Source organism: Streptomyces sp. NPDC059564, assembly GCF_042735575.1.
Classification (GTDB): Bacteria; Actinomycetota; Actinomycetes; order Streptomycetales; family Streptomycetaceae; genus Streptomyces.
Window position 1 is genome coordinate 26,617 of sequence record NZ_JBHWBP010000017.1, and the last position, 20,169, is coordinate 46,785.

Here is a 20,169-nt window from a genome sequence, read left to right on the forward strand (position 1 = left end):
GGCCTCAGGCCCGGGCCCTGCTCCCGCCCCCTGGCCGGAACCCGCGAGTCCGCAACCCCCGCCGACCGCTGCCCATCAGCCCCGCTCCCCCGCCGGCCCCTCCGCGGGTTGGCTTCCACCGGGCGCAGGATGTCCCGAACCCCGCCGCGCCGCGGGCCACGCGCGGAGCTTCTCCGGGTTGCGGACCGCCCAGATGCGGCTGATGCGGCCGCCGGTGACCTCGAACGCGGCCACGGTGACGGGGACGCCGGTGTGCTGGGCGACGAGGCCGGGGAGGCCGTTGACCGTCCGCTCCAGGAGCGTCAGTCCCGGGGCCTTGGCGGCGATGTGGATCAGGTACGCGGCGATGGCCTCGGCGCCTTCGACCGGGCGCAGGACGGTGCCGACCAGGCCGCCGCCGTCGGCGTTCATGGTGGCGTCGGGGTCGAGGAGACCGACGAGGGCCTCGATGTCCTTGGCCTCCCAGGCCTCCTTGAAGTGCCGCACCAGACCGGCCTGCGCGGGCGCCGGCGCCGCCGGGGTCCGCGCGGCGGTGACGCGCCGACGGCCGGTGGAGGCCAGCTGGCGGCAGGCCGCGGGGGTGCGGCCGACGATCTCGGCGACCTCGGCGAAGGGGTAGCGGAAGACGTCGTGCAGGACGAAGGCCACGCGTTCGGCCGGAGTCATGGACTCCAGTACGACGAGGAAGGCCATGTTCACGGACTCGTCCAGGGTGATCCGGTCGGCGGGATCGCCCGCCCGCACGCTGCTCCACTCCGAGTGGTCGGGCAGCGGCTCGGGTATCCACGTGCCGACGTACCGCTCGCGCCGGGCCCGCGCCGAGCCGAGCACGTCCAGGCAGATGCGGCCGGCCACCGTCGTCAGCCAGGCACCGGGTGAGGCGATGGCCTCCTGCTGCGGCCGCGACAGCGCGTACCAGCGGGCGTAGGCCTCCTGCACGGCGTCCTCGGCCTCGGCCAGCGAACCGAGCAGCCGGTAGGCGACGTTGACCAGCTGCCGCCGCTCGCCGGCGACCGCACTCGCGTCCAACTCGGATGGGGTGTTCATGGCCTCACATTTCGCGGGGCTGCGTCGTCGGGTGATCAGGACACTACCGATCACCGCCGCGAGGCAGAAGAGAGGACCGCTCCATGAGCACCCAGACGCCCCCGATAGCGAGCAGACCGACGTTCCTCCAGGTCGCGACCGCCCTCCAAACCCTGGCCATCTTCTTCCAGGCGGCCACCGCCGGACTGCTCCTGTCCTCGTCCTACGGCGAGCTGCTGCACGGCATCGGAGCGCGCGTGATGTACGGCGCGTCGATGCTGTACGTACTCGCCGCGATCCTGGCCTGGCGCCCGGGCGGCGGCTCGCCCCGCCCCATCCTGTACGCGTCCGGCTTCCTCGTACTCGCCTCGGTCCAGGTGGTCCTCGGCATCGCCCACAAGCCGGCGCTCCACGTCCCCCTGGGCGTCCTGATGTTCGGCCTCAGCCTCCTGGCCCTGTCCCGCCGCCCGTCCCCCACCCCGTGAGCCACAGCATCTCCGTACGGTTGCGGACCGAAACGTTGGCTCGAAATCCATACGCCGCATCGAGATACCGTCGGTAAGGTGATCACCGCGTAGACGGCGGCCCTGACCCGGTTTGCCGCCTCGCATGTCAACAGCGGCCGGGGGGGAAACGGTGCCGCTGCGGGGGACGAGTTCATCATGTACCGATGTCGGCTCATCAGGAACGTCGCATCGATCGGCGCTGTCTGCTGCCCATTTTGGGGCGGCAGCTGAATGGCGCGCCTCCTCAACCGGAGTACTCCCCGCCTGCCTTCGTTCGCCATGAAGGAGTGCTCTCTTGCGCCCAAGGACGGGCTTGTTAACCCGTAGATCGCGAAGATCAGCAATCTTCACTCCAGTTATCACGTCTGTCGTCGCGCTGGCCGTCCTCGGCGGTCTGGCCGTCCAGCCCGGACTGCTCGACCGCGATACCGGACAGCGCGCCGATCCGGCCGCGGACTCCTACGACTGGCTCTACGACACCAGCGCGGAGCAGTGGCGCCAGGACCAGTGCCTGATGACCGATGTACTGCGCCTGGGCGGTCCGTCCATGACGCAGACCGCCCAGGACGCACTCAACCAACCGCAGGACAAGCTCCACACGCTGGCGGACCGCAAACACTGGGAGCAGACCCCGCTCGCGACCGCGTACCAGAAGGACCGGGACGCCGCGAGGAGCTCGTTGGAGGCGCTCCAGGCGCAGCGGGCGGGCTGGCAGAAGCCTCTGGAGGGGCTCACGACCCCGGGTGGCATCAACAACTCCGACTTCCACTGGCCTCCGGGCTCGCCGGGTGACGGCAAGCAGGATTTCTACACCCAGACGGGTCTGAGCAAGTGGATCTCGGACCGGTTCTGGACCGAGGAAGGCGGCTTCTACCAGGACCCCACGCCGAAGGCGTACGGCCAGGCCGCCGGAATGGTCAAGTACCTGGGGTTCCCCCTCTACGGAAAGGACCCCGACCCCCATGCTCCCGGGGGTGACTGGAACCGCGACCTCGCGGAGCGCGAGGCGTTCAAGCACCTGACGGAGTGGGCTCCGGAGCCGATGGGCGCGGACAACGCCCGCATGTTCATGGCCTCCGGAGGGTTCCCCCGGACGGCGCCGCAGCCGGGGACGGCGGAGTACCGCATCGCGGTCGAGGACCTGAAGTCCCGGTTCGCGGGCTGCGCGTGGCGTGATCCGATCGACCCGAACAGGGTGCTGGACGACATCTCCGCCACCGCCTCGGGCGAGTGGCAGCAGGAGATCGCCTCCCAGCAGGCACAGCGCAACCAGATCCTGACGGCGAACTCGGATGCGACCAAGGCGCTCGCCTCGGGGGCGAAGGCCCTGGGAGACATGCTGGGTCACTCATGGGTCGCCGACCACGCGGCACGCTGGCAGGACTACTGGTCCCCCGGCGGAGTGGGCGCGGTCGGTGACAAGCCTGCCGTGATCGAAGTACACGCGGCCGGCGGCAAGTGCCTCGACGTCGAGAACAGCGGCACCAATGACGGCTCGCCGGTCCAGGTGTACTGGTGCAACGGGACCTCCGCGCAGCAGTGGCAGGTCTGGGCTGACGACCACGGTCTGCACCTGCGGAGCGTTGTCTCCCAGAAGTGCCTGGACGTGTCGAACAACGATGCGGCCAACGGTACGCGGATCCAGATCTGGACGTGCAACAGCTCCCCGGCGCAGACCTGGGAGTACAACCTACGGGCCACGACGAGCCTGATGAACGTCGGCACGGGCAAGTGCCTGGACCTGCACACCTACGAGCCCGGGTACGACTCCTGGCTGTGGGACTGCAACGGCACCGGCCCGCAGCAGTTCGACATCAAGCCGTCGGGCCATGGCGCCATACCGCCGCAGGCCGACTTCGCGAAGGCCAAGGCGGCTGTCACTGGGGCGCAAGCGGGTGCGAAGAAGCAGCTCGACGTCCTCAAGGCGCAGGCAGCGGCGGCGAAGAAGGCCGCCGCGACGTCCGACGCGGCGGCGCAGTCCGCCTACACGATCGCGGACGCCAATGGGGCGCCACCGGGCCGTGGTCTGCTGGTGGGTCAGCAGAAGGCACAGGTCACCCAGGGTGCCGTGGCCGCGCTGGAAGCGATGGTGAAGGCGGGAGAGACCGCCGAGGCCGCCACGCGCGCCTCCGGCGCGGACAGCGAGACCATCGCTCAGCGTGCCCTGGCCCAGGCCGCCCAGGCCAAGGCCGAGTTCCGCAGGGAGGCCGCGCACACGGCCGAGCTGCAGGCGAAGGCCTCCGCGGACGCGGCCAAGTCGCACCGGGACAACGCGAAGAAGGACGCGGAAACGGCGAAGGCCAAGCTCGGCGACGCGGTGAAGGCGGAGAGCGACGCCAAGGTCGCGGCCGCCGACGCGCACGCGAAGCGGCTGGCAGCCGAGGCCGAGGAGGCCACGGCGAAGAAGGAGAAGGGAACAGCTGCCGCCAAGCAGGGTGAGGCGGCGAAGCACCGGGAGAACGCACAGGCCGAGGCCACGAAGGCACAGGACGCCAGAACCAAGGCCGAAGCGGCCGAGGCCACCGCGGTAGACCGTAGGAACGGCGCGGTCAAGGCGCGCGACAACGCCAAGGCCAAGCGGGACGACGCCTGGGACGCGGAACAGAGGGCCGACGCCGAACGCGCCAAGGCCGACGCCAAGGCCGCCTACGCGGCTTCGCTCGACACGGGCTCGGAGGCGAACGCGGCGCGCACGGCAGCCGATGAGGCCGATCAGCACGCAAAGGACGCCGAGACGGCCGCAGGCAAGGCACGGGGCGAGGCGAACGCCGCGACGAAGGCGGCCGAGGAAGCGGACGCCGCGGCCACGCGCGCCGACGCGGCCGCCAAGCGCTCCCGCGCCGACGCGGACGACGCTCAGGCGGCGAAGCTGAGGGCGGACGCCGCGGTGAAGACCGCGACCAGCGCCGCCGCCGACGCCATCGCCGCCTCCCAGCACGCCGCCTCCGAAGCACGGAGCGCCGTCGCCCTGGCCGACGAGGCGGAGGGCAAGGCCAAGACGGCCAAGACCCAGGCCGACCTCGCGAGCCGGGAAGCCCTCAAGGCGGTGGCCGCCTCGGCGAAGGCGGCCGGCTACGCCTACGTCACCGCGCAGGCGGCAGCCGATGCCGGCAAGTCGGCATCTCAGGTCGCCGATCCGGCGAATGACGCCATCCAGCTCGGCTCCCCGTACGTCACCACCGACTCGACCGCGACCCTGATCGTGCTGACCGGTCAGGCATCGAAGACGATCGCCGAGCAGCAGAAGGCCATCGCCGAGGCACACGCCAAGAACGCCCAGGATGAGGCCGCCAACGCCAAGGTCCTCGCCGACCGGGCTCAGCAGGACACCAAGGCCGCGTACCAGCACTCCGCCAACGCGACCGGGTACGCCGCCGATGCCCGCGGCTACGCCAAGGAGGCCCTCGGCTACTCGGCCGAAGCCGCCACGACGGCCTCTCTCGCGGCAGCCTCCCTGGCCCGCACCACGGAATTCGATCGCCAGGCGGCAGCGGACGCCGTAGCCGCGGACCAGGCGGCAGTCCGGTCCGAAGCCCATGCCAAGGACGCCCGCACCTCCGCCGACCAGGCGGCCCTCGACGCCACGGCCGCCCGCAATGCGGCAGCTCAGGCCGAACAGGACGCCAAGGCCGCCCGCACGGCAGCCGACCGCGCCGCAACCGCCGCCTCCGAAGCCGAACAGGCGGCAAAGGACGCCGACAAGTACGCCAAGGAAGCCCAAGAATCCGCCGACAGGGCTGAGAAGGCCGCCAAGGCGAAGCAGATCAACACCGGAACCGTCCCTGACGGATCCGGCGGGTCCATCGGCAACATGTTCTACGTCATCGACCACACCGAGCGGATCGGCAAACCCGAGACCCTCAAGAAGACGGCCGGATGCGACGGCTTGATCGACGCGCTCTTTTACAGGGGCGACTGCACGCTGACCGTGAAGATCCGGTACAAGGCGTTCCTCGACCTGTACTCGTGCACCGCAAAGGTCTTGGAACCGTCGAAGTCCACGTGCCCCGCCAGCGCGACGGTGTATCTGGGTCAGCGCGCGACAGACGAGCTGGCCCAAGAAGTCACGCACAACATCACGATCGCCGAGTACCAGGCGGGCATCGACCCGGTGGACATCCTCTTCGGGAGCTGGATCAAGTGCGTCCAGAAACTCGCTCCTGGCGGTGAGAGCGGAAGCTGGGGCGGATGCGCCTGGGCAGCCGTGGACGTCGCCCTCCTGTTCTCGGGCCAGATCCTCCGGCCCATCGCGGACGCCGTCAGGGCGGCCGATGCCGCCGCGAGAACTGGCATAGGATTCGCTGACGCCTATAGGGCCCTGCGTTCCGTCGGCCTGTCTGAAGAAGCAATTGCTGGCATCAGCAAGACACAATTTCAGAGGCTAAGGGCAACGTGCCTAACGGACAGCTTCCCCGCCGGCACGCGCGTGCTGCTGGCTGGTGGCACGTCGAAGCCGATCGACACGATCAGCGTTGGCGACCAAGTGCTTGCCACTGACCCGAATGGCGATATCACCCGCTCGGCACCGGTCACGGCGACCCATTCACACCCGGCAGACCGGCTCCTTCAGATCGCCCTTGCCAATGGCGGACGGATCGCCACCACCCCGGGACACCGGATGTACGTCCAGGGCCGGGGCTGGGTCAAGGCCTCCGACCTGCATATGAGAGATCCGCTCCTTACGGCGACCGGTGCCGTGGATGCTGTGGTCGGCATCAGCCCGCTGACCGCACCACAGAGGGTCTGGGACTTGAGTGTCGCCGACCTTCACACTTTCTATGTGCTCGCAGGCGAGTCTCCCGTACTAGTCCATAACGTCAATTGCCCGCCATACATTGACGTAGCACCAAGCGGTCTTGGAATCGTCGCCGACATCGACACCGAGGGCATCGTCTCATTTGTCATCAATAGCGGTCCGGACACACCGAAGGGTGGCGAAATGTTCAACGCCGCTCTTGCCCACTTCGGCGACAAGGTAAAGGGAGTCAAGGCCTACTGGCAGAACGGAGGAACGCTCAGCGACAACTTGAACTCCTTCAACGAAGCCGTACGAAGTCACGTCTCACTCGAGGAGGCGGCACGGGCCTACACATTCACAGGCAAGATGTCCGGGAGAGCAGGCTTTTCAAAGGTGGAGTTCACCGAGCTCCGAGGCATGCCGGGGGAGTATACTCATGTCGGCGTGATCTTCCGCTAGAGAATTAGCTCGCGCGACTGCGAATCGACATAAGTACGTCAGGGTGGGTCTCACGCGAAAGTTGGGGCCCACCCTGACGCCGCGAGGTTTCCAGATAACACAAAGAAGGGAAAACTGGGCCCCAAAATGGACAAAATGGAGGAAGTTGCAGGCGAATTGCAGACAGCCCATGCCGACGGAAAGAACGTCGTCGACCTCGCACTGCTCTCCAAGGATAGGTTGGGTCCAGCATTCGGCGTCATCTCTTTTATCGCTTCATTCCATCTCGCCTTCAATATTCCGCTGCCCGTCCTGCAACAGGCGCAAGCATGGGAGAGGTTCGGTTGGGGAGGTGTCCAGATTTCCGATCAAGAGTTTTCCGCCCTCCTCTCGCCATGGCTCAATCGGTAGCAATCATGCCGCCGGGCGAAATCTTGCACGCCCAGTCGTAAACGTGAGTGTGGCCTCGCCAGTAGGGGCCACCGCCCAACGAGCTCGTGCATGGCTGGCGGTGGCACGCATTCCTCGCGAGCGGGCCGGAAACCGCCCACGGCGAATTCACAGTCCCGATGCCGACCAGCGTGCTCCGCCTCCGATGGCTATGAAGCACCACGTCCACGCCCGCCATAAGGATCCCGTACGGATGATCGGGCAGCTGTGGCCGGTTGCTGCCCCGGTGGCTAGCGTGGCGGGCCGGGCAGGTTTTCGGCCAGCAGTACGGGGGTGCCGGCAATGTCGTTCGAGGAAGAGTGGGCCGCGGAGATGGCGGCCGTCACCATGAGGCTGAACCAGGCCGACAGTACGGGCGGTTCGGCGCCGGCGGCGGGGTCGGCCGACTACGTGGTCGAGGACGACGACCTCGGCACGATCGGCCATGCCGCCAACGGCCTCTTCAACGGCCTGCAGCCCGCGGGGAAGCACGCGAGCGCGGCGAGCGAGAGCGCCGGCAGCAGCCTCAAGGGTGACGGCTTCGATACCGGTGCCGCGCTCTCGGGGGTGAACAAGACCTGGGAGACGCAGGTGAAGACCCTCCTCCAGGCATGCGCGCACATCTCCAACCACCTCGACTACACGAAGAAGTCCAACAAGGCCAACGACGACTGGATCGGGGCCCGGCTGCGCATCGTCGGGCCCGTCGCGCCGGGCAGCGAGGGTGCCGTGTCCGCGTCCAAGATCAGCCAGCTCTTCCGGTAAGGGGCCGCATCCATGCCCCCGTTCGAGCAACTCCTGAATGCGAAGCTCGGCCCGATGGACACCGCTATCACCCAGTGGACCGAGATGATCGCCAAGCTGACGCAGCTCAAGAACGGCGTGCTCAGCCACCGCGTCCACCCCGACCGCCGGTCCAAGGAGTACGGAACCGGTCGCCACCGAGGCACAGTTCGAGGCACTGCGCGGCAAGATCGAAGGCATCCTGCAACGGGCCGCCGAGGCGGACGAGCTGTGTGCCTGGGGGCTGCGCGCGTTGGTCAAGAACCATCCCAACGACTTCGGCAGCACTGACATCAATGGTGTCGCCGACGCCCGGAAGCTGCGCGCCGAGGAGAAGCAGCAGACGGAGAACGGCCGCGAGGCCGCCAAGCTCTACGCCCGCTGGGAGTACCTCGACGACAAGGAACGCGAGCGGCTCATCAGCCTCGTCGAGGGCGGCCAGAACTCGCCGACGTTCTCTGCCGAGCTGATGCAGGACTCAGCTACAACGGCCGCGAGGACCAGGAAGCGCTGCTGCTGCTCGCCAGAAGCCTGGAGCATGGCGGTCGCGACGGCCAGGTCTCCGCCACCGACGCCCGTCTCTACAAGGCCCTGTCCGGGAGCCTGGCCACCGCCACCGGACCCGACTCGCCGATCGGCTCGCCGGGCGGGGCCACCTCGGCCTGGACCGACCGGCTCATCACGATGGCCCGCAACGGCAACAGCCTGCCAAACCAGCACCCGGGGCAGCTAGCGGGCGGGGCGACGGGCTGGAAGGCCCTCACAGATCTGATGGCCGCCGACGCCGGGGACAAGCCGTACGACCCGAAGGACCCCAAGGACAGTCCGTTCCGGAAGGACAAGAACGACCCGGTCTACAGCGAGGCATTCCTGAAGGCGGTCGGCGACGGACTCCGCGAGTGGGAGACCCGCGGCAAGGACGCCTACGACGGGGTCATGAAGAACTGGCAGGGCACGCAGGAGGACCCGATGAAGGGTCTGATGAACGCGATGAGCCGCAACCGTCCGCGGCCACCCACTACTTCGATCCCCACACGACGGACAACCTGAAGTACTTCCTGGAGGACCGGGACTGGCCGGGCGGCAACGTCCAGGACAAGATGCCCGAGGACCTCCAGCGGACCTCGGCCCGCGCCTAGTTCGCGGCTGCCGTCGAAGCCGCGGCCATCGGCCGTCAGCCGGGCGGCCCGCTGCACCCCGTGGGCACCCACCACGACGGCGCCGAGACCGCGATCTTCGAGCACATGATGGGCGAGTACGCCGAAGAGACGAAGAAGAACCAGAGCGCCGTGCCCGTCACCCTGCGCATGGCCATGGGCGAGATGATCGGCGACTACGGCTCCGACGTGCACCAGATCCTCGGCAAGAACATGGACGGGCGCACCGACTTCAACGGTCTCGACATCGACCGCGGGGCCCTGACCCGGATCATCCGCTCCACCGCCGAGGACCCGCAGGCCTTCGGCGTCATCCACGCCTCGCAGACCGCGGTGATCGCCGACGGCCTCGACCGCTTCCCTGCAGACTCGTACCGCAAGGAGGACCCGGAGCTGCACGCCTGGGTCAAACAGTCCTCGGAGGTGCTCGGCCACCTCGACGGCACGCGGGGGGACGTCATCTACGACCTCGGCCAGGCGCAGAAGGACGCCAACAGCTAGAACAAGATGATGAATTACCACATCATCGGCGCGCCCCTGACGGCCATCCCCGTCGCGGGTGACGCCATCCAGCGCTCGATCGTCGTCGGCACGGCCGCGTAAAGGACGCCGACATGAAGATGGGCGAGCGGTACTGATGAACAGGAAGTACTTGGTGCTGCCGGCCGTGCTCGTGGTCGCGGTGGCAGTCGTCGCCGCCATCCAGCTGTGGCCCAGCCCGCAGAAGGAACCGCGTGGACGGAACCTGTGCCTCGGCATGCTCACCGAGAAGACCGCGGGGCTGCTGTCCGACGGCACGGGCGGCCGGGTCACCGTCGACGAGCACAAGACCGGCAAGTCCGGGGCGGACCCCGTCTTCTCCACCACCTGCTTCGTCATCCGGGTCCCGGAAAGGGCCACCGAAGGCCCGCTCCAGTACACCCTCGCCGTCCGTCCCGCCAACGCCCTGAACAGCCCGGCCAAGGGTGCCACCAAGCTTCCCGACGGCCGTTCGGGGTGGGTGGGCCCCCCGGCAGAGCGAGGTCCAGCTGCCCTCCGGGTGCCCGAGGGAGATGAAGGCGGACGCCGAGTACGTCACCGTCGCGCTGGAGGTCGCCCCCGGCGTCGTCGTGGCGCGGAACTGGGACGACGCGGCCCTCACCACGGCCTCCCGCACCGTGGTCGTGGAGGCCGCCGACAACCTCGCCGAGCAGTACGCCTGCGAGGCGTAGCCCCGATTCGGGACAGCCCTCAGCCCTGCGCCGCCCCGTACACCGCCCCCGGTGTTTCCGAGGCCACGAGGAGTTTGGCCGCCGCTTCGCCCGCTTCCGTCGGGGTCCAGCGGGACGCGCGGTGGGCCGTGGGGCCCGGGTGCCAGCCTTCCATGACCGTGATGCGGCCGCCCTCCGCCTAGAAGACGCGGCCCGTGACCCCCGCCGAACGGGGTCCGACACGCCATGCTCGGCATCGCACGACCGCACAACCTCGCAGTCTCGGAGGAGAATCAGGCGAGGCAGAACTCGTTGCCCTCGATGTCCTGCATCGTGACGCACGACTCGTTGACGCCATCGGCGCGCTGCGTCAGCACGTGTTTCGCGCCGAGCGCCATCAGCCGTGCGCATTCGGCCTCGAGTGTGGCCAGGCGCTCGTCACCCACGAGCCCCGTGCCGACCCGCACATCAAGATGCACCCGGTTCTTGACGACCTTGCCTTCGGGAACTCGCTGGAAGAGCACGCGCGGGCCCACACCCGAGGGATCAGCGCACGCGAAGTAGACCTCGTCCTCGGGCGGCAGCGAGTGGTGGTACTCCTCCCACGTGGCAAAGCCCTCCGGGACTGCCGGTATGACGTACCCCAGCACCTCGCACCAGAAGGCGGCGAGGCGCGCAGGTTCCGCGCAGTCGAAGGTCACTTGGAACTGCTTGATCGTTGACATCGGCGCACGATAACAGGGGCCCTGCTCATCTCCCCGGGCGGGTGACCCTCCTGCCTGATCACATACTCCCCAGAGCGCCCCTCCCGCCCGGAGGGGCGCTCTTCCCCACCCCCCTGCGGAGCGCCGCCTGACCTTGGTCGGGTGTCAGGGCAGGATCTCGACGTACCCGTCGGTGCCGTGCACGCGGATCCGCTGGCCGTCCCGGATCAGGCGGGTGGCCCGGTCCACGCCCACGACGGCCGGCAGGCCGTACTCACGGGCGATCACCGCGCCGTGGGTCATCAGGCCGCCCACCTCCGTCACCAGGCCCGCGATCCCGACGAACAGCGGCGACCAGCTGGGGTCCGTGAAGGTCGTGACCAGGATGTCGCCCGCTTCGAGATCGGCCTCCGCCATGTCGAGGATGACGCGGGCCCTTCCCTCGACGGTCCCGGCGGAGACCGCCACTCCGGTCAGGGCGCCGGCCGGCACGTCGTCGCGCCGGTACGCCCCGGTGACGGCCTCACCGTCCGAGGTGAGCACCCGGGGCGGGGTGAGCGCGTGGTACGACCGGAACGCGTCCTTGCGCTGCTGGATGAGCCGGTCGTCCACCTGCTTCGAGCGCACGACGTCGTGGAGTTCCCGGAACGTGAGGTAGAAGGCGTCCTCCGGCTCGGGAAGCACGTCGGCCCGCACGAGGCGCCCGGCCTCCTCCAGCAGGGCCTGCTTGTAGAGGAAGTAGCGGCTGATGATGCCGTACTTCGGGTACTCCCGGTATCCGATGAAGGTTCGGACCCGGTCGATCATCCGCTTGGTCTCGTCGGCCTTCAGGTCCCCGTCCGGCAGGGCCCGCAGGCGTGCCAGTACGTCCTGTTCCTTCTTCTGCGCCTTCTGCCGGCCTTCCTCGAAGCGCCGCCCGGCGGCGCCCGGCTCGAAGATCCTGACGTTGTCGAGGATCACGGGCAGGAGCGTGGTGGGGCGTTCGCGCCAGCGCGGCCTCGTGATGTCGATCTCGCCGACGCAGCGCATGCCGTACCGGTCGAGGTAGGCCTCGATGGCGTCGCGCGCTTCGGTCCCGCCCGCGAGCTTCGCCAGCTCGTCCAGGAAGGCGGCGTCCTCGGCGTACGCGACGCCCCGCAGGAACGTCACCACCTCCGGATGCGGGCGGATCACGTCAGCGACGTCGAGCAGCGCCAGTCCCATCTCCGACGTGATGTTGTCGGGGGCGGACAGCGTGAGCGTGTCAGCCGCGTTCTTCTCGCCCAGCCATTCCTCCAGCTTGTCGTTGAGCCACCACGTGGCCTCCATCCCCGCCATGATCGCCTGCATGCTCACGGGGTCGCCGAGGACTCGTTTGTGCTCCTCGAAGGCCTCCAGCAGGAAGTCGAACAGCTCCGGTCCGGTCTTCGTCCGGATGTCGCGCTCCAGGGCGGCGATGGACGCCCGGCTGCGCTCGATCAGTTCGGTGACGAGGGCCGGATCGGTCTCGATCGGGGCGGGCGCACCGCCGGCCGGCGGCCCGGCGGGAGCCGGGTCCGGGAGCGAGGGGACGAAGTCTTCGCGGTCGAGGACGGTCTCCAGAGCGTCCCTGATCAGCGGATCTCCCTTCCCCAGGGCGTCCAGGAGGCCGGCGCGGCTCGCGGGCGAGGCCAGGCGCCGGGTGACGTCGACGAACAGCCGCCCGCCGGCCTCGTGCATCGGCACCATGGCCGTCAGCTGCCACATGGAGTACCCCAGGGGCTTCATGGGGTCGGTCATCATCTGCCCGTGACCGACGGAGACGTAGACGTGATGGTCCTGGTCGCCGGTCTCGGGGACGGGGAACAGCGTCGTGATCGGCCGGCTCTGAACGATCTGGAAGTCCTCGTCGGCCAGGCACCATTCGATGTCCTGCGGGCGGCCGAAGTGCGCTTCGATCCGCCGCCCGAGCCGCACGAGCCGTACGGCCTGCGCGTCCGTCAGCGCCGGCTGCTCCTGCCGCCGCGCGTCGATCGCCACTTCCTCCGTACCGCCGGCCGGCAGGGCGGCGACGGCACGCTGCTTCGCGGCGATCGTCTTGGCGACGACTTCGCCGTCCCGCACCGTGAAGACGTCCGGGTTCACCAGGCCGGAGACCAGGGCCTCGCCGAGGCCGAAGCCGGCGTCCACGGTGGCGACCTTCCGGTTGCCCGTGACGGGGTCGGCCGTGAACAGGATGCCGGACGCCTGCGGGAAGACCATCCGCTGCACGACCACGGCCATGTGGACCGTACGGTGGTCGATGCCGTTGCGCTGACGGTAGGTCACGGCCCGCTCGGTGAACAGCGAGGCCCAGCACCGGCTGACGTGCCGGAGGACCTCCGCCGGCCCCACGACGTTCAGGTACGTGTCCTGCTGGCCGGCGAAGGAGGCCGTCGGCAGGTCCTCCGCCGTCGCGCTGGACCGGACGGCGCAGGCGGCTCGCTCGCCGAGCCGGGCGAGTGCGCGGGTGATCGCCGCCGCGAGATCGCCCGGGATGGCGACCCCTTCGATGGCCCGGCGGACCCGCGCGCTGAGCGTGCGGATCGCCTCCCGGTCGTCCGGGTTCACGCGCGACAGCTCATCGAGCCGGTCGGCGATCGACGGCGCTTCGGCCATGATCCGCCGGAAGGCGTCCGTCGTCACGCAGAATCCACCGGGCACGCGGATGCCTTCGATCCGCGACAGCCCGCCCAGGTGCGCGCCCTTGCCGCCGACGACCGCGACCTGCGTCTCGTCGGCCTCTTGAAGATCCAGCACGTACTGCTCGGTCTTCATCCCTGATCGTCTTCCCACACGCACGTCGTGGCCCCGTTTCCGCAGGTTGTGGCTTCGGTCGACGATTCTGCGCCCTGACCCGGGTCTTGCGGCAAGCCCCCCGGCGCGCTATAAGTTGAGAGTGGCAAGGAGATCTCTCTCCTTGCCTTTGCCATGTGCCGTCCGATGGCACCCCGCCCAGACCGGCCACCGCCTGCGGCGAGGCCGCGGCGGAGGCCGCCGGCCTGACGGGCCGGATCTCGGGGCGGTTCGCGCGGATTCCGCGACACCCTTCAGCTCTGCGCCCCGTACACCGGGTGCGGGGGTTCCGAGGCCGCGAGGAGTTTGGCCGCCGCTTCGCCCGCTTCCGTCGGGGTCCAGCGGGACGCGCGGTGGGCCGTGGGGCCCGGGTGCCAGCCTTCCATGACCGTGATGCGGCCGCCCTCCGCCTCGAAGACGCGGCCCGTGACCCCGGCCGAGGCGTCCGAGCCGAGCCAGACGACCAGGGGGGAGACGTTCTCCGGGGCCATCGCGTCGAAGGCCCCCTCGACCGGGGCCGCCATCGTTTCCGCGAAGGTCTGTTCCGTCATGCGGGTCCGGGCCGCCGGGGCGATGGCGTTGACCTGGACCCCGTACCGGCCCATCTCAGCCGCCGCGACCAGGGTGAGGCCGAGGATGCCCGCCTTGGCCGCGCTGTAGTTGCCCTGCCCGACGGAGCCCAGCAGGCCCGCCCCCGAAGAGGTGTTGACCACCCGGGCGGCCACCGGCCGGCCGGCCTTCGCCTCGGCCCGCCACCACGCGGCGGCGTACTTCAGCGGCAGGAAGTGGCCCTTGAGGTGGACCCGCATCACCGCGTCCCAGTCGTCCTCGTCGAGGTTGACGAGCATCCGGTCGCGCAGGAACCCGGCGTTGTTCACCAGGGTGTCCAGGCGGCCGAAGGCGGAGACCGCGCACTCCACCAGCGAGGCCGCGCCCCCGGCCGTCGCGATGTCCCCGCCGTGGGCCACCGCCTCGCCCCCCGCCGCCCCGATCTCCTCGGCCACCCGCGCCGCGCTGTCGGGCCCGGGCTGCCCGTCGAGGCCCACCCCGAGGTCGTTGACGACGACCCGCGCGCCCTCCGCCGCGAAGGCCAGGGCGTGCGCCCGGCCCAGGCCCCGGCCCGCGCCCGTCACGATGACCACTCGTCCGTCCGTCATGCCCATCTCAGTTCTCCCTGTTGACAGTTGCCGCGTCCAGGAACGCCGGGCGTTCCCCGCCTCCGTGCACCAGCAGGCTGGCCCCGCTGACGTATCCCGCCCGGTCCGAGGCGAGGAACACCGCCGCCTCCCCCACGTCCGACGGCTCGGCGAGCCGGCCCAGGGGGACGGTCGCGCCGACCGCGGCGATGCCCGCCTCGTCCCCGTAGTGCAGGTGCGACAGCTCGGTCCGCACCATGCCCAGGACCAGCGAGTTGACCCGTACCTCGGGCGCCCACTCCACCGCCATGGAGCGCGCCAGGTTCTCCAGCCCCGCCTTCGCCGCCCCGTACGCGGCGGTGCCCGGCGAGGGGCGGGTCCCGCTGACGCTGCCGATCATCACCACCGAGCCGCGGGAGGCCCGCAGCCACGGGTACGCGGCGAGCGAGGCCGTCATCGGGGCCACCAGGTTCAGCGCGAGGACCCGGGCGTGCCGCTCGGCCCCGCCCTCGCCGAGGAGCCGGTACGGGGTGCCGCCCGCGTTGTTCACCAGGCAGTCGAGGCGCCCGTGGCGCGCGGCGACCTCGCCGAAGAGCGCCTCCACGGCTTCGGGTTCCCGCAGGTCGACGGCGGTGAAGGCGGCCTCCCGCCCGTCCGCCGCCACCGGCCGGTCCGGCGGCCGGCGGGCGCAGACGACGACCTCGGCGCCCGCCGCGAGGAACGCCCGCGCGATCCCGGCGCCGACGCCCCGGGTTCCGCCGGTGACGACGGCGACCCTCCCCTTGAGCTCCATCGGCTGCTACCTTCCTCACCTAACAAATGTTTGGTGGAAAGGTAGCTGATCCGCTCATGGGTGTCTCCACCTCCAGCCCCGACAAGGGCGTCTCACTCGTCACAGTCGACTTCCCGCCCGTCAACGCGCTCCCCGTGCGCGGCTGGTACGACCTGGCCGACGCCCTGCGCGCGGCGGGCCGCGACCCCGAGGTCCGCTGCGTGGTCCTGGCCGCCGAGGGCCGCGGCTTCAACGCCGGGGTCGACATCAAGGAGATGCAGCGCGACACCGGACACTCCGCCCTCATCGGCGCCAACCGCGGGTGCTTCGAGGCCTTCGCCGCCGTCTACGAGTGCGAGGTCCCGGTGGTGGCGGCCGTGAACGGGTTCTGCCTCGGCGGCGGCATCGGCCTGGTCGGCAACGCCGACGCGATCGTCGCCTCCGACGACGCCGTCTTCGGCCTCCCGGAGCTGGACCGCGGCGCCCTCGGCGCCGCCACCCACCTGGCCCGGCTGGTCCCGCAGCACCTGATGCGCGCCCTCTACTACACCTCGCGCACCGCCACCGCCGCCGAACTGCACGCGCACGGCTCGGTCTGGAAGGTGGTCCCGCGCGCGGAGCTGCGCGGCGCCGCCCTGGAACTGGCCGCCGAGATCGCGAAGAAGGACGGCTACCTGATCCGGCTGGCCAAGGCCGCCATCAACGGCATCGACCCCGTCGACGTCCGGCGCAGCTACCGCTTCGAGCAGGGCTTCACCTTCGAGGCCAACCTCAGCGGGGTCGCCGACCGGGTCCGCGACGGCTTCGGAAAGGACCGACCGGCATGACCGACAAGACCATGACCCCCGACGAGGTGGTCGGCCGGCTGCGCAGCGGCATGACCCTCGGCATCGGCGGCTGGGGGTCGCGGCGCAAGCCGATGGCCCTGGTGAGAGCACTGCTCCGGTCCGAGATCACCGATCTGACCGTGATCTCGTACGGCGGTCCCGACGTTGGCCTGCTCGCCGCCGCGGGCCGGATCCGCAGGCTCGTCGCCCCCTTCGCCACCCTCGACTCGATCCCGCTGGAGCCGCACTTCCGGGCCGCCCGCGAGAGCGGCGCGTTCGCCCTCACCGAGTACGACGAGGCCATGTTCATGTGGGGCCTGCACGCCGCCGCGAACCGGCTCCCCTTCCTGCCCGTCCGCGCCGGCCTCGGCTCCGACGTCATGCGGGTCAACCCCGAGCTGCGCACGGTCACCTCCCCCTACGCCGACGGCGAGGAGTTCGTCGCCGTCCCCGCCCTACGCATGGACGCGGCCCTGGTCCACCTCAACCGCGCCGACCGCCTGGGCAACGGCCAGTACCTGGGCCCGGACCCCTACTTCGACGACCTCTTCTGCGAGGCCGCCGACACCGCGTACGTGTCCTGCGAACGGCTCGTGGAGACCGCCGAGCTGTCCAAGTCGGGCCCCCCGCAGTCGCTCCTCGTCAGCCGGCATTGCGTCACCGGCGTCGTGGAGACCCCGAACGGCGCGCACTTCACCTCCTGCGTGCCCGACTACGACCGCGACGAGCCCTTCCAGAAGCTCTACGCCGCCACCCCCTGGCCCGAGTTCGCCGCCCGCTTCCTCTCCGGCGCGAGCGAGCACGACTACCAGACCGCCGTCCGCACCTGGCACGAGGAGCAGATGTGACCAGCCGGCCCAGCCGCCCGGAGTACTGCGTGATCGCCTGCGCCGAGGCCTGGCGCGACAACGGCGAGGTCCTGGCCAGCCCGATGGGCCTGATCCCCGCCTTCGGCGCCCGGCTCGCCAAACGCACCTTCTCCCCCGACCTCCTGCTCACCGACGGCGAAGCCACGCTGGTGGGCCTGGACGGCACGCCCGAGGGCTGGCTCCCGTACCGCAGGCACCTGACGATGGTCACCGGCGGGCGGCGGCACGTGATGATGGGCGCCAGCCAGATCGACCGGTACGGCAACCAGAACATCTCCTGCATCGGCGACTGGGAGCGGCCCGCCCGCCAGCTCCTGGGGGTGCGCGGGGCACCGGTCAACACCCTGAACAACCCGGTGAGCTACTGGATCCCCAAGCACTCCACCCGGGTCTTCGTGGAGCGCGTCGACATGGTCAGCGGCGTCGGCCACGACCGCGCCGAGGCCGCCGGGGTCACCCGCTTCCACCGCCTGCCCCGCGTCGTCAGCGACCTCGGGGTCTTCGACTTCGCCGGCCCCGGCCGCACGATGCGGCTGGCGTCCCTCCACCCGGGCGTCACCCTCGACCAGGTCCGGGCGGCCACCGGCTTCGAGCTGGCGCTGCCCGAGGAGGTCCCGTACACGCGCGAGCCGACCGCCGAGGAGCTGCGGCTGATCCGCGAGGTGATCGACCCCAAGGGCCTGCGCGACCGCGAAGTGCGGGTCTGACATGACAGGGGTTCCCACCATGGAGACGCCGTTCACCCAGCTCGTCGGCGTCCGCCACCCGATCGTCCAGACCGGCATGGGCTGGGTGGCCGGCCCGCGGCTGGTGTCGGCGGCGGCGAACGCGGGGGCGCTCGGCATCCTGGCCTCGGCGACGATGACCATGGACCAGCTGCGGGCGGCCGTCCACGAGGTCAAGTCCCGTACGGACGCCCCCTTCGGGGTCAACCTGCGCGCCGACGCCGGGGACGCCGCCGACCGCGCCCGGCTGATCATCGACGAGGGCATACGGGTGGCCTCCTTCGCCCTGGCCCCCTCCAGGGAGCTGATCGCCCGCCTCAAGGACGCGGGCGTGGTGGTGATCCCGTCCATCGGGGCCCGCCGGCACGCCGAGAAGGTCGCGGCGTGGGGCGCGGACGCGGTGATCGTGCAGGGCGGGGAGGGCGGCGGGCACACCGGGGACGTGGCCACGACCGTGCTGCTGCCGCAGGTGGTCGACGCGGTGGACATCCCGGTGATCGCGGCGGGCGGCTTCCACGACGGCCGCGGCCTGGTCGCGGCCCTGGCCTACGGCGCCGCGGGCATCGCCATGGGCACCCGGTTCCTGCTGACCTCCGACTCCACCGTCCCGGACGCCGTCAAGGCCGAGTACCTGAAGGCCACGGTCAAGGACGTCACCGTCACCACCGCCGTCGACGGACTCCCGCACCGGATGCTGCGCACCGAACTGGTCGAGGCCCTGGAGCGGGCGGGCCGCGCCCGGGCCCTGGCGCGGGCGGTCCGGCACGCGGCGGGCTTCAGGAAGCTGTCGGGCCTGTCCTGGTCGCGGATGGTGCGCGACGGGCTGGCGATGAAGCACGGCAAGGACCTGTCCTGGAGCCAGGTCCTGCTGGCCGCGAACACCCCCATGCTCCTGAAGGCGTCCATGGTCGAGGGCCGTACCGACCTCGGTGTCATGGCATCCGGCCAGGTCGCGGGGGTGATCGAGGATCTGCCGTCCTGTGCGGAGCTCGTCGGCCGCGTCATGGCCGAGGCGCACGCGGTACTGCACACGCTCCGCACCCTGCCTCCACCAGGGTGATCCCCCTTCTCCTCACAGGAGTCGCCTTCCATGAGACGTGCCCGAATCCGCCTGGTGATCGCGGCAGCGGTCACCGCACTCACCGCCGTCGCCGCCCTGCCCGCCGCCGCGCACGCCGCGCCGGCACCCGGAGCGAGGGCCGGCGCCCTCCACCAGCTCCGGCAGCAGGCCCCGGCGGCCCGCCAGATCCCCCTGCAGGGCGCCGTGAACGTACGCGACGTCGGCGGCTACCGCACCTACACGGGCGGGCAGGTCCGCCAGGGCCTGGTCTACCGCTCCGACGCGCTGGGCAAGCTGACCCCGGCGGACATCACCACCGTCGCGGGTCTCGGCCTCACGAAGGCCGTCGACTTCCGCATCCCGATGGAGGTCCAGTACGACGGCGCCGACCGGCTGCCGCCCGGACTCTCCGCCACCGCCCGCCCGGTCAGCGACCTGGGCCTGTACGGGACCCTGCTGACCGCGATCGGCAGCGGTGACCCCGTACGGCAGGAGCAGATGCTCGGCGGCGGCCGCGCCGAGGCCTACATGCGCGACATCTACCGCACCTTCGTGAGCAGCCCCGAGAACCGGGCGCAGTTCGCGGCGACGCTGCGGGAGATCGCGGACGGCGGGCAGGGCCCGCTGCTCTACCACTGCACGTCCGGCAAGGACCGTACGGGCTGGATGAGTTACGTCCTGCTGCGCGCGCTGGGCGTGCCGGAGACGACGGCCGGGGGCGACTACCTGGCCTCGAACACCTTCCGCGCGGCCTACGACGCCCAGGTCCGGGCGGGCCTCAAGCAGTCGGGCCGGATGCAGAACCCGGACCTGCTGATCCCGCTGCAGGAGGTCCGCCAGGACTACCTGGACGCGGCGACCTCCGAGATGGACGCCGCGTACGGCGGCTTCTACGGCTACCTGACGAAGGGCCTCGGCCTGGACCTGGGGACCCTGGCGAAGCTCCAGTCCAAGATGGTCCGGTAACGGCGGCACCGCAAGACACGAAGGAGCCGGGCCGTGCGCGACGCACGGCC

The 20,169-nt window shown here is 70.4% G+C and carries 17 protein-coding genes and 1 pseudogene; 12 read left to right on the forward strand and 6 right to left on the reverse strand.

What is annotated here, in order from left to right; all coding sequences use genetic code 11:
* Positions 1 to 75 precede the first annotated feature (75 nt).
* Positions 76 to 1,047 (reverse strand): RNA polymerase sigma factor SigJ, encoded by a 972-nt coding sequence (sigJ, locus tag ACFV0Q_RS06085; protein WP_385001122.1) that lies wholly within the window; start codon positions 1,045 to 1,047, stop codon positions 76 to 78.
* An 83-nt stretch (positions 1,048 to 1,130) separates the two neighbouring features.
* Here sigJ and ACFV0Q_RS06090 point away from each other — a divergent pair, with 83 nt between their 5' ends.
* The 7 genes from ACFV0Q_RS06090 (at position 1,131) to ACFV0Q_RS06120 (ending at position 10,288) form a co-directional block, all read left to right on the forward strand.
* Entirely contained in the window at positions 1,131 to 1,511 is a 381-nt protein-coding gene (locus ACFV0Q_RS06090) for a hypothetical protein (RefSeq protein WP_385001125.1), read from the forward strand.
* A 334-nt stretch (positions 1,512 to 1,845) separates the two neighbouring features.
* The gene (locus ACFV0Q_RS06095) at positions 1,846 to 6,729 is read left to right on the forward strand and encodes an RICIN domain-containing protein (RefSeq protein ID WP_385001127.1); all 4,884 of its coding nucleotides are present in this window, start codon (positions 1,846 to 1,848) and stop codon (positions 6,727 to 6,729) included.
* Positions 6,730 to 6,864: 135 nt separating this feature from the next.
* Positions 6,865 to 7,119, forward strand: coding sequence for a hypothetical protein (locus ACFV0Q_RS06100; protein WP_385001131.1), 255 nt, complete (start codon positions 6,865 to 6,867; stop codon positions 7,117 to 7,119).
* A gap of 321 nt (positions 7,120 to 7,440) precedes the next feature.
* Positions 7,441 to 7,902: a hypothetical protein gene (locus tag ACFV0Q_RS06105; RefSeq protein ID WP_385001134.1), complete on the forward strand. Its 462-nt coding sequence runs from the start codon at positions 7,441 to 7,443 to the stop codon at positions 7,900 to 7,902.
* A gap of 702 nt (positions 7,903 to 8,604) precedes the next feature.
* A complete protein-coding gene (locus ACFV0Q_RS06110; protein WP_385001137.1) occupies positions 8,605 to 8,970 on the forward strand; it encodes a hypothetical protein in 366 nt (121 codons plus the stop codon).
* A 149-nt stretch (positions 8,971 to 9,119) separates the two neighbouring features.
* A complete protein-coding gene (locus ACFV0Q_RS06115; RefSeq protein ID WP_385001140.1) occupies positions 9,120 to 9,578 on the forward strand; it encodes a hypothetical protein in 459 nt (152 codons plus the stop codon).
* Between the two features lie 551 nt (positions 9,579 to 10,129).
* Positions 10,130 to 10,288 carry a hypothetical protein gene (locus ACFV0Q_RS06120; protein ID WP_385001143.1) on the forward strand — a complete coding sequence of 53 codons (159 nt, stop codon included), beginning with the start codon at positions 10,130 to 10,132 and terminating at the stop codon, positions 10,286 to 10,288.
* A gap of 19 nt (positions 10,289 to 10,307) precedes the next feature.
* Here ACFV0Q_RS06120 and ACFV0Q_RS06125 read toward each other — a convergent pair.
* From ACFV0Q_RS06125 to ACFV0Q_RS06145, 5 genes and pseudogenes are all read right to left on the reverse strand, one after another.
* Positions 10,308 to 10,496 (reverse strand): annotated as a pseudogene (locus tag ACFV0Q_RS06125) (short-chain dehydrogenase); the annotation flags it as partial.
* A gap of 64 nt (positions 10,497 to 10,560) precedes the next feature.
* The gene (locus ACFV0Q_RS06130) at positions 10,561 to 10,992 is read right to left on the reverse strand and encodes a VOC family protein (RefSeq protein ID WP_385001146.1); all 432 of its coding nucleotides are present in this window, start codon (positions 10,990 to 10,992) and stop codon (positions 10,561 to 10,563) included.
* A gap of 144 nt (positions 10,993 to 11,136) precedes the next feature.
* Positions 11,137 to 13,746 carry a rifamycin-inactivating phosphotransferase gene (gene rph, locus ACFV0Q_RS06135; protein ID WP_385001149.1) on the reverse strand — a complete coding sequence of 870 codons (2,610 nt, stop codon included), beginning with the start codon at positions 13,744 to 13,746 and terminating at the stop codon, positions 11,137 to 11,139.
* A 272-nt stretch (positions 13,747 to 14,018) separates the two neighbouring features.
* On the reverse strand, positions 14,019 to 14,927 hold the full coding sequence (locus ACFV0Q_RS06140; protein ID WP_385001152.1) for an SDR family oxidoreductase: 909 nt from the start codon (positions 14,925 to 14,927) through the stop codon (positions 14,019 to 14,021).
* Between the two features lies 1 nt (position 14,928).
* A complete protein-coding gene (locus ACFV0Q_RS06145) occupies positions 14,929 to 15,693 on the reverse strand; it encodes an SDR family oxidoreductase (protein WP_385001155.1) in 765 nt (254 codons plus the stop codon).
* A gap of 56 nt (positions 15,694 to 15,749) precedes the next feature.
* On the opposite strand from ACFV0Q_RS06145, the gene ACFV0Q_RS06150 reads away from it, so the two are divergent.
* From ACFV0Q_RS06150 to ACFV0Q_RS06170, 5 genes are read left to right on the forward strand one after another with little or no spacing between them, the layout of a single operon-like run.
* On the forward strand, positions 15,750 to 16,499 hold the full coding sequence (locus ACFV0Q_RS06150) for an enoyl-CoA hydratase family protein (RefSeq protein ID WP_385001158.1): 750 nt from the start codon (positions 15,750 to 15,752) through the stop codon (positions 16,497 to 16,499).
* Entirely contained in the window at positions 16,496 to 17,347 is an 852-nt protein-coding gene (locus ACFV0Q_RS06155; RefSeq protein WP_385001161.1) for a CoA transferase subunit A, read from the forward strand. Before ACFV0Q_RS06150 ends, ACFV0Q_RS06155 begins: the two co-directional genes overlap by 4 nt.
* Complete coding sequence (locus tag ACFV0Q_RS06160; RefSeq protein WP_385001164.1) at positions 17,344 to 18,075, forward strand: CoA-transferase subunit beta; 732 nt, start codon at positions 17,344 to 17,346, stop codon at positions 18,073 to 18,075. The genes ACFV0Q_RS06155 and ACFV0Q_RS06160 overlap by 4 nt, the downstream gene beginning before the upstream one ends.
* Positions 18,076 to 18,094: 19 nt before the next feature.
* Positions 18,095 to 19,153 (forward strand): NAD(P)H-dependent flavin oxidoreductase, encoded by a 1,059-nt coding sequence (locus ACFV0Q_RS06165; protein ID WP_385001167.1) that lies wholly within the window; start codon positions 18,095 to 18,097, stop codon positions 19,151 to 19,153.
* 30 nt (positions 19,154 to 19,183) lie between these two features.
* Complete coding sequence (locus ACFV0Q_RS06170) at positions 19,184 to 20,119, forward strand: tyrosine-protein phosphatase (protein WP_385001170.1); 936 nt, start codon at positions 19,184 to 19,186, stop codon at positions 20,117 to 20,119.
* The last annotated feature ends 50 nt before the right edge of the window (positions 20,120 to 20,169 follow it).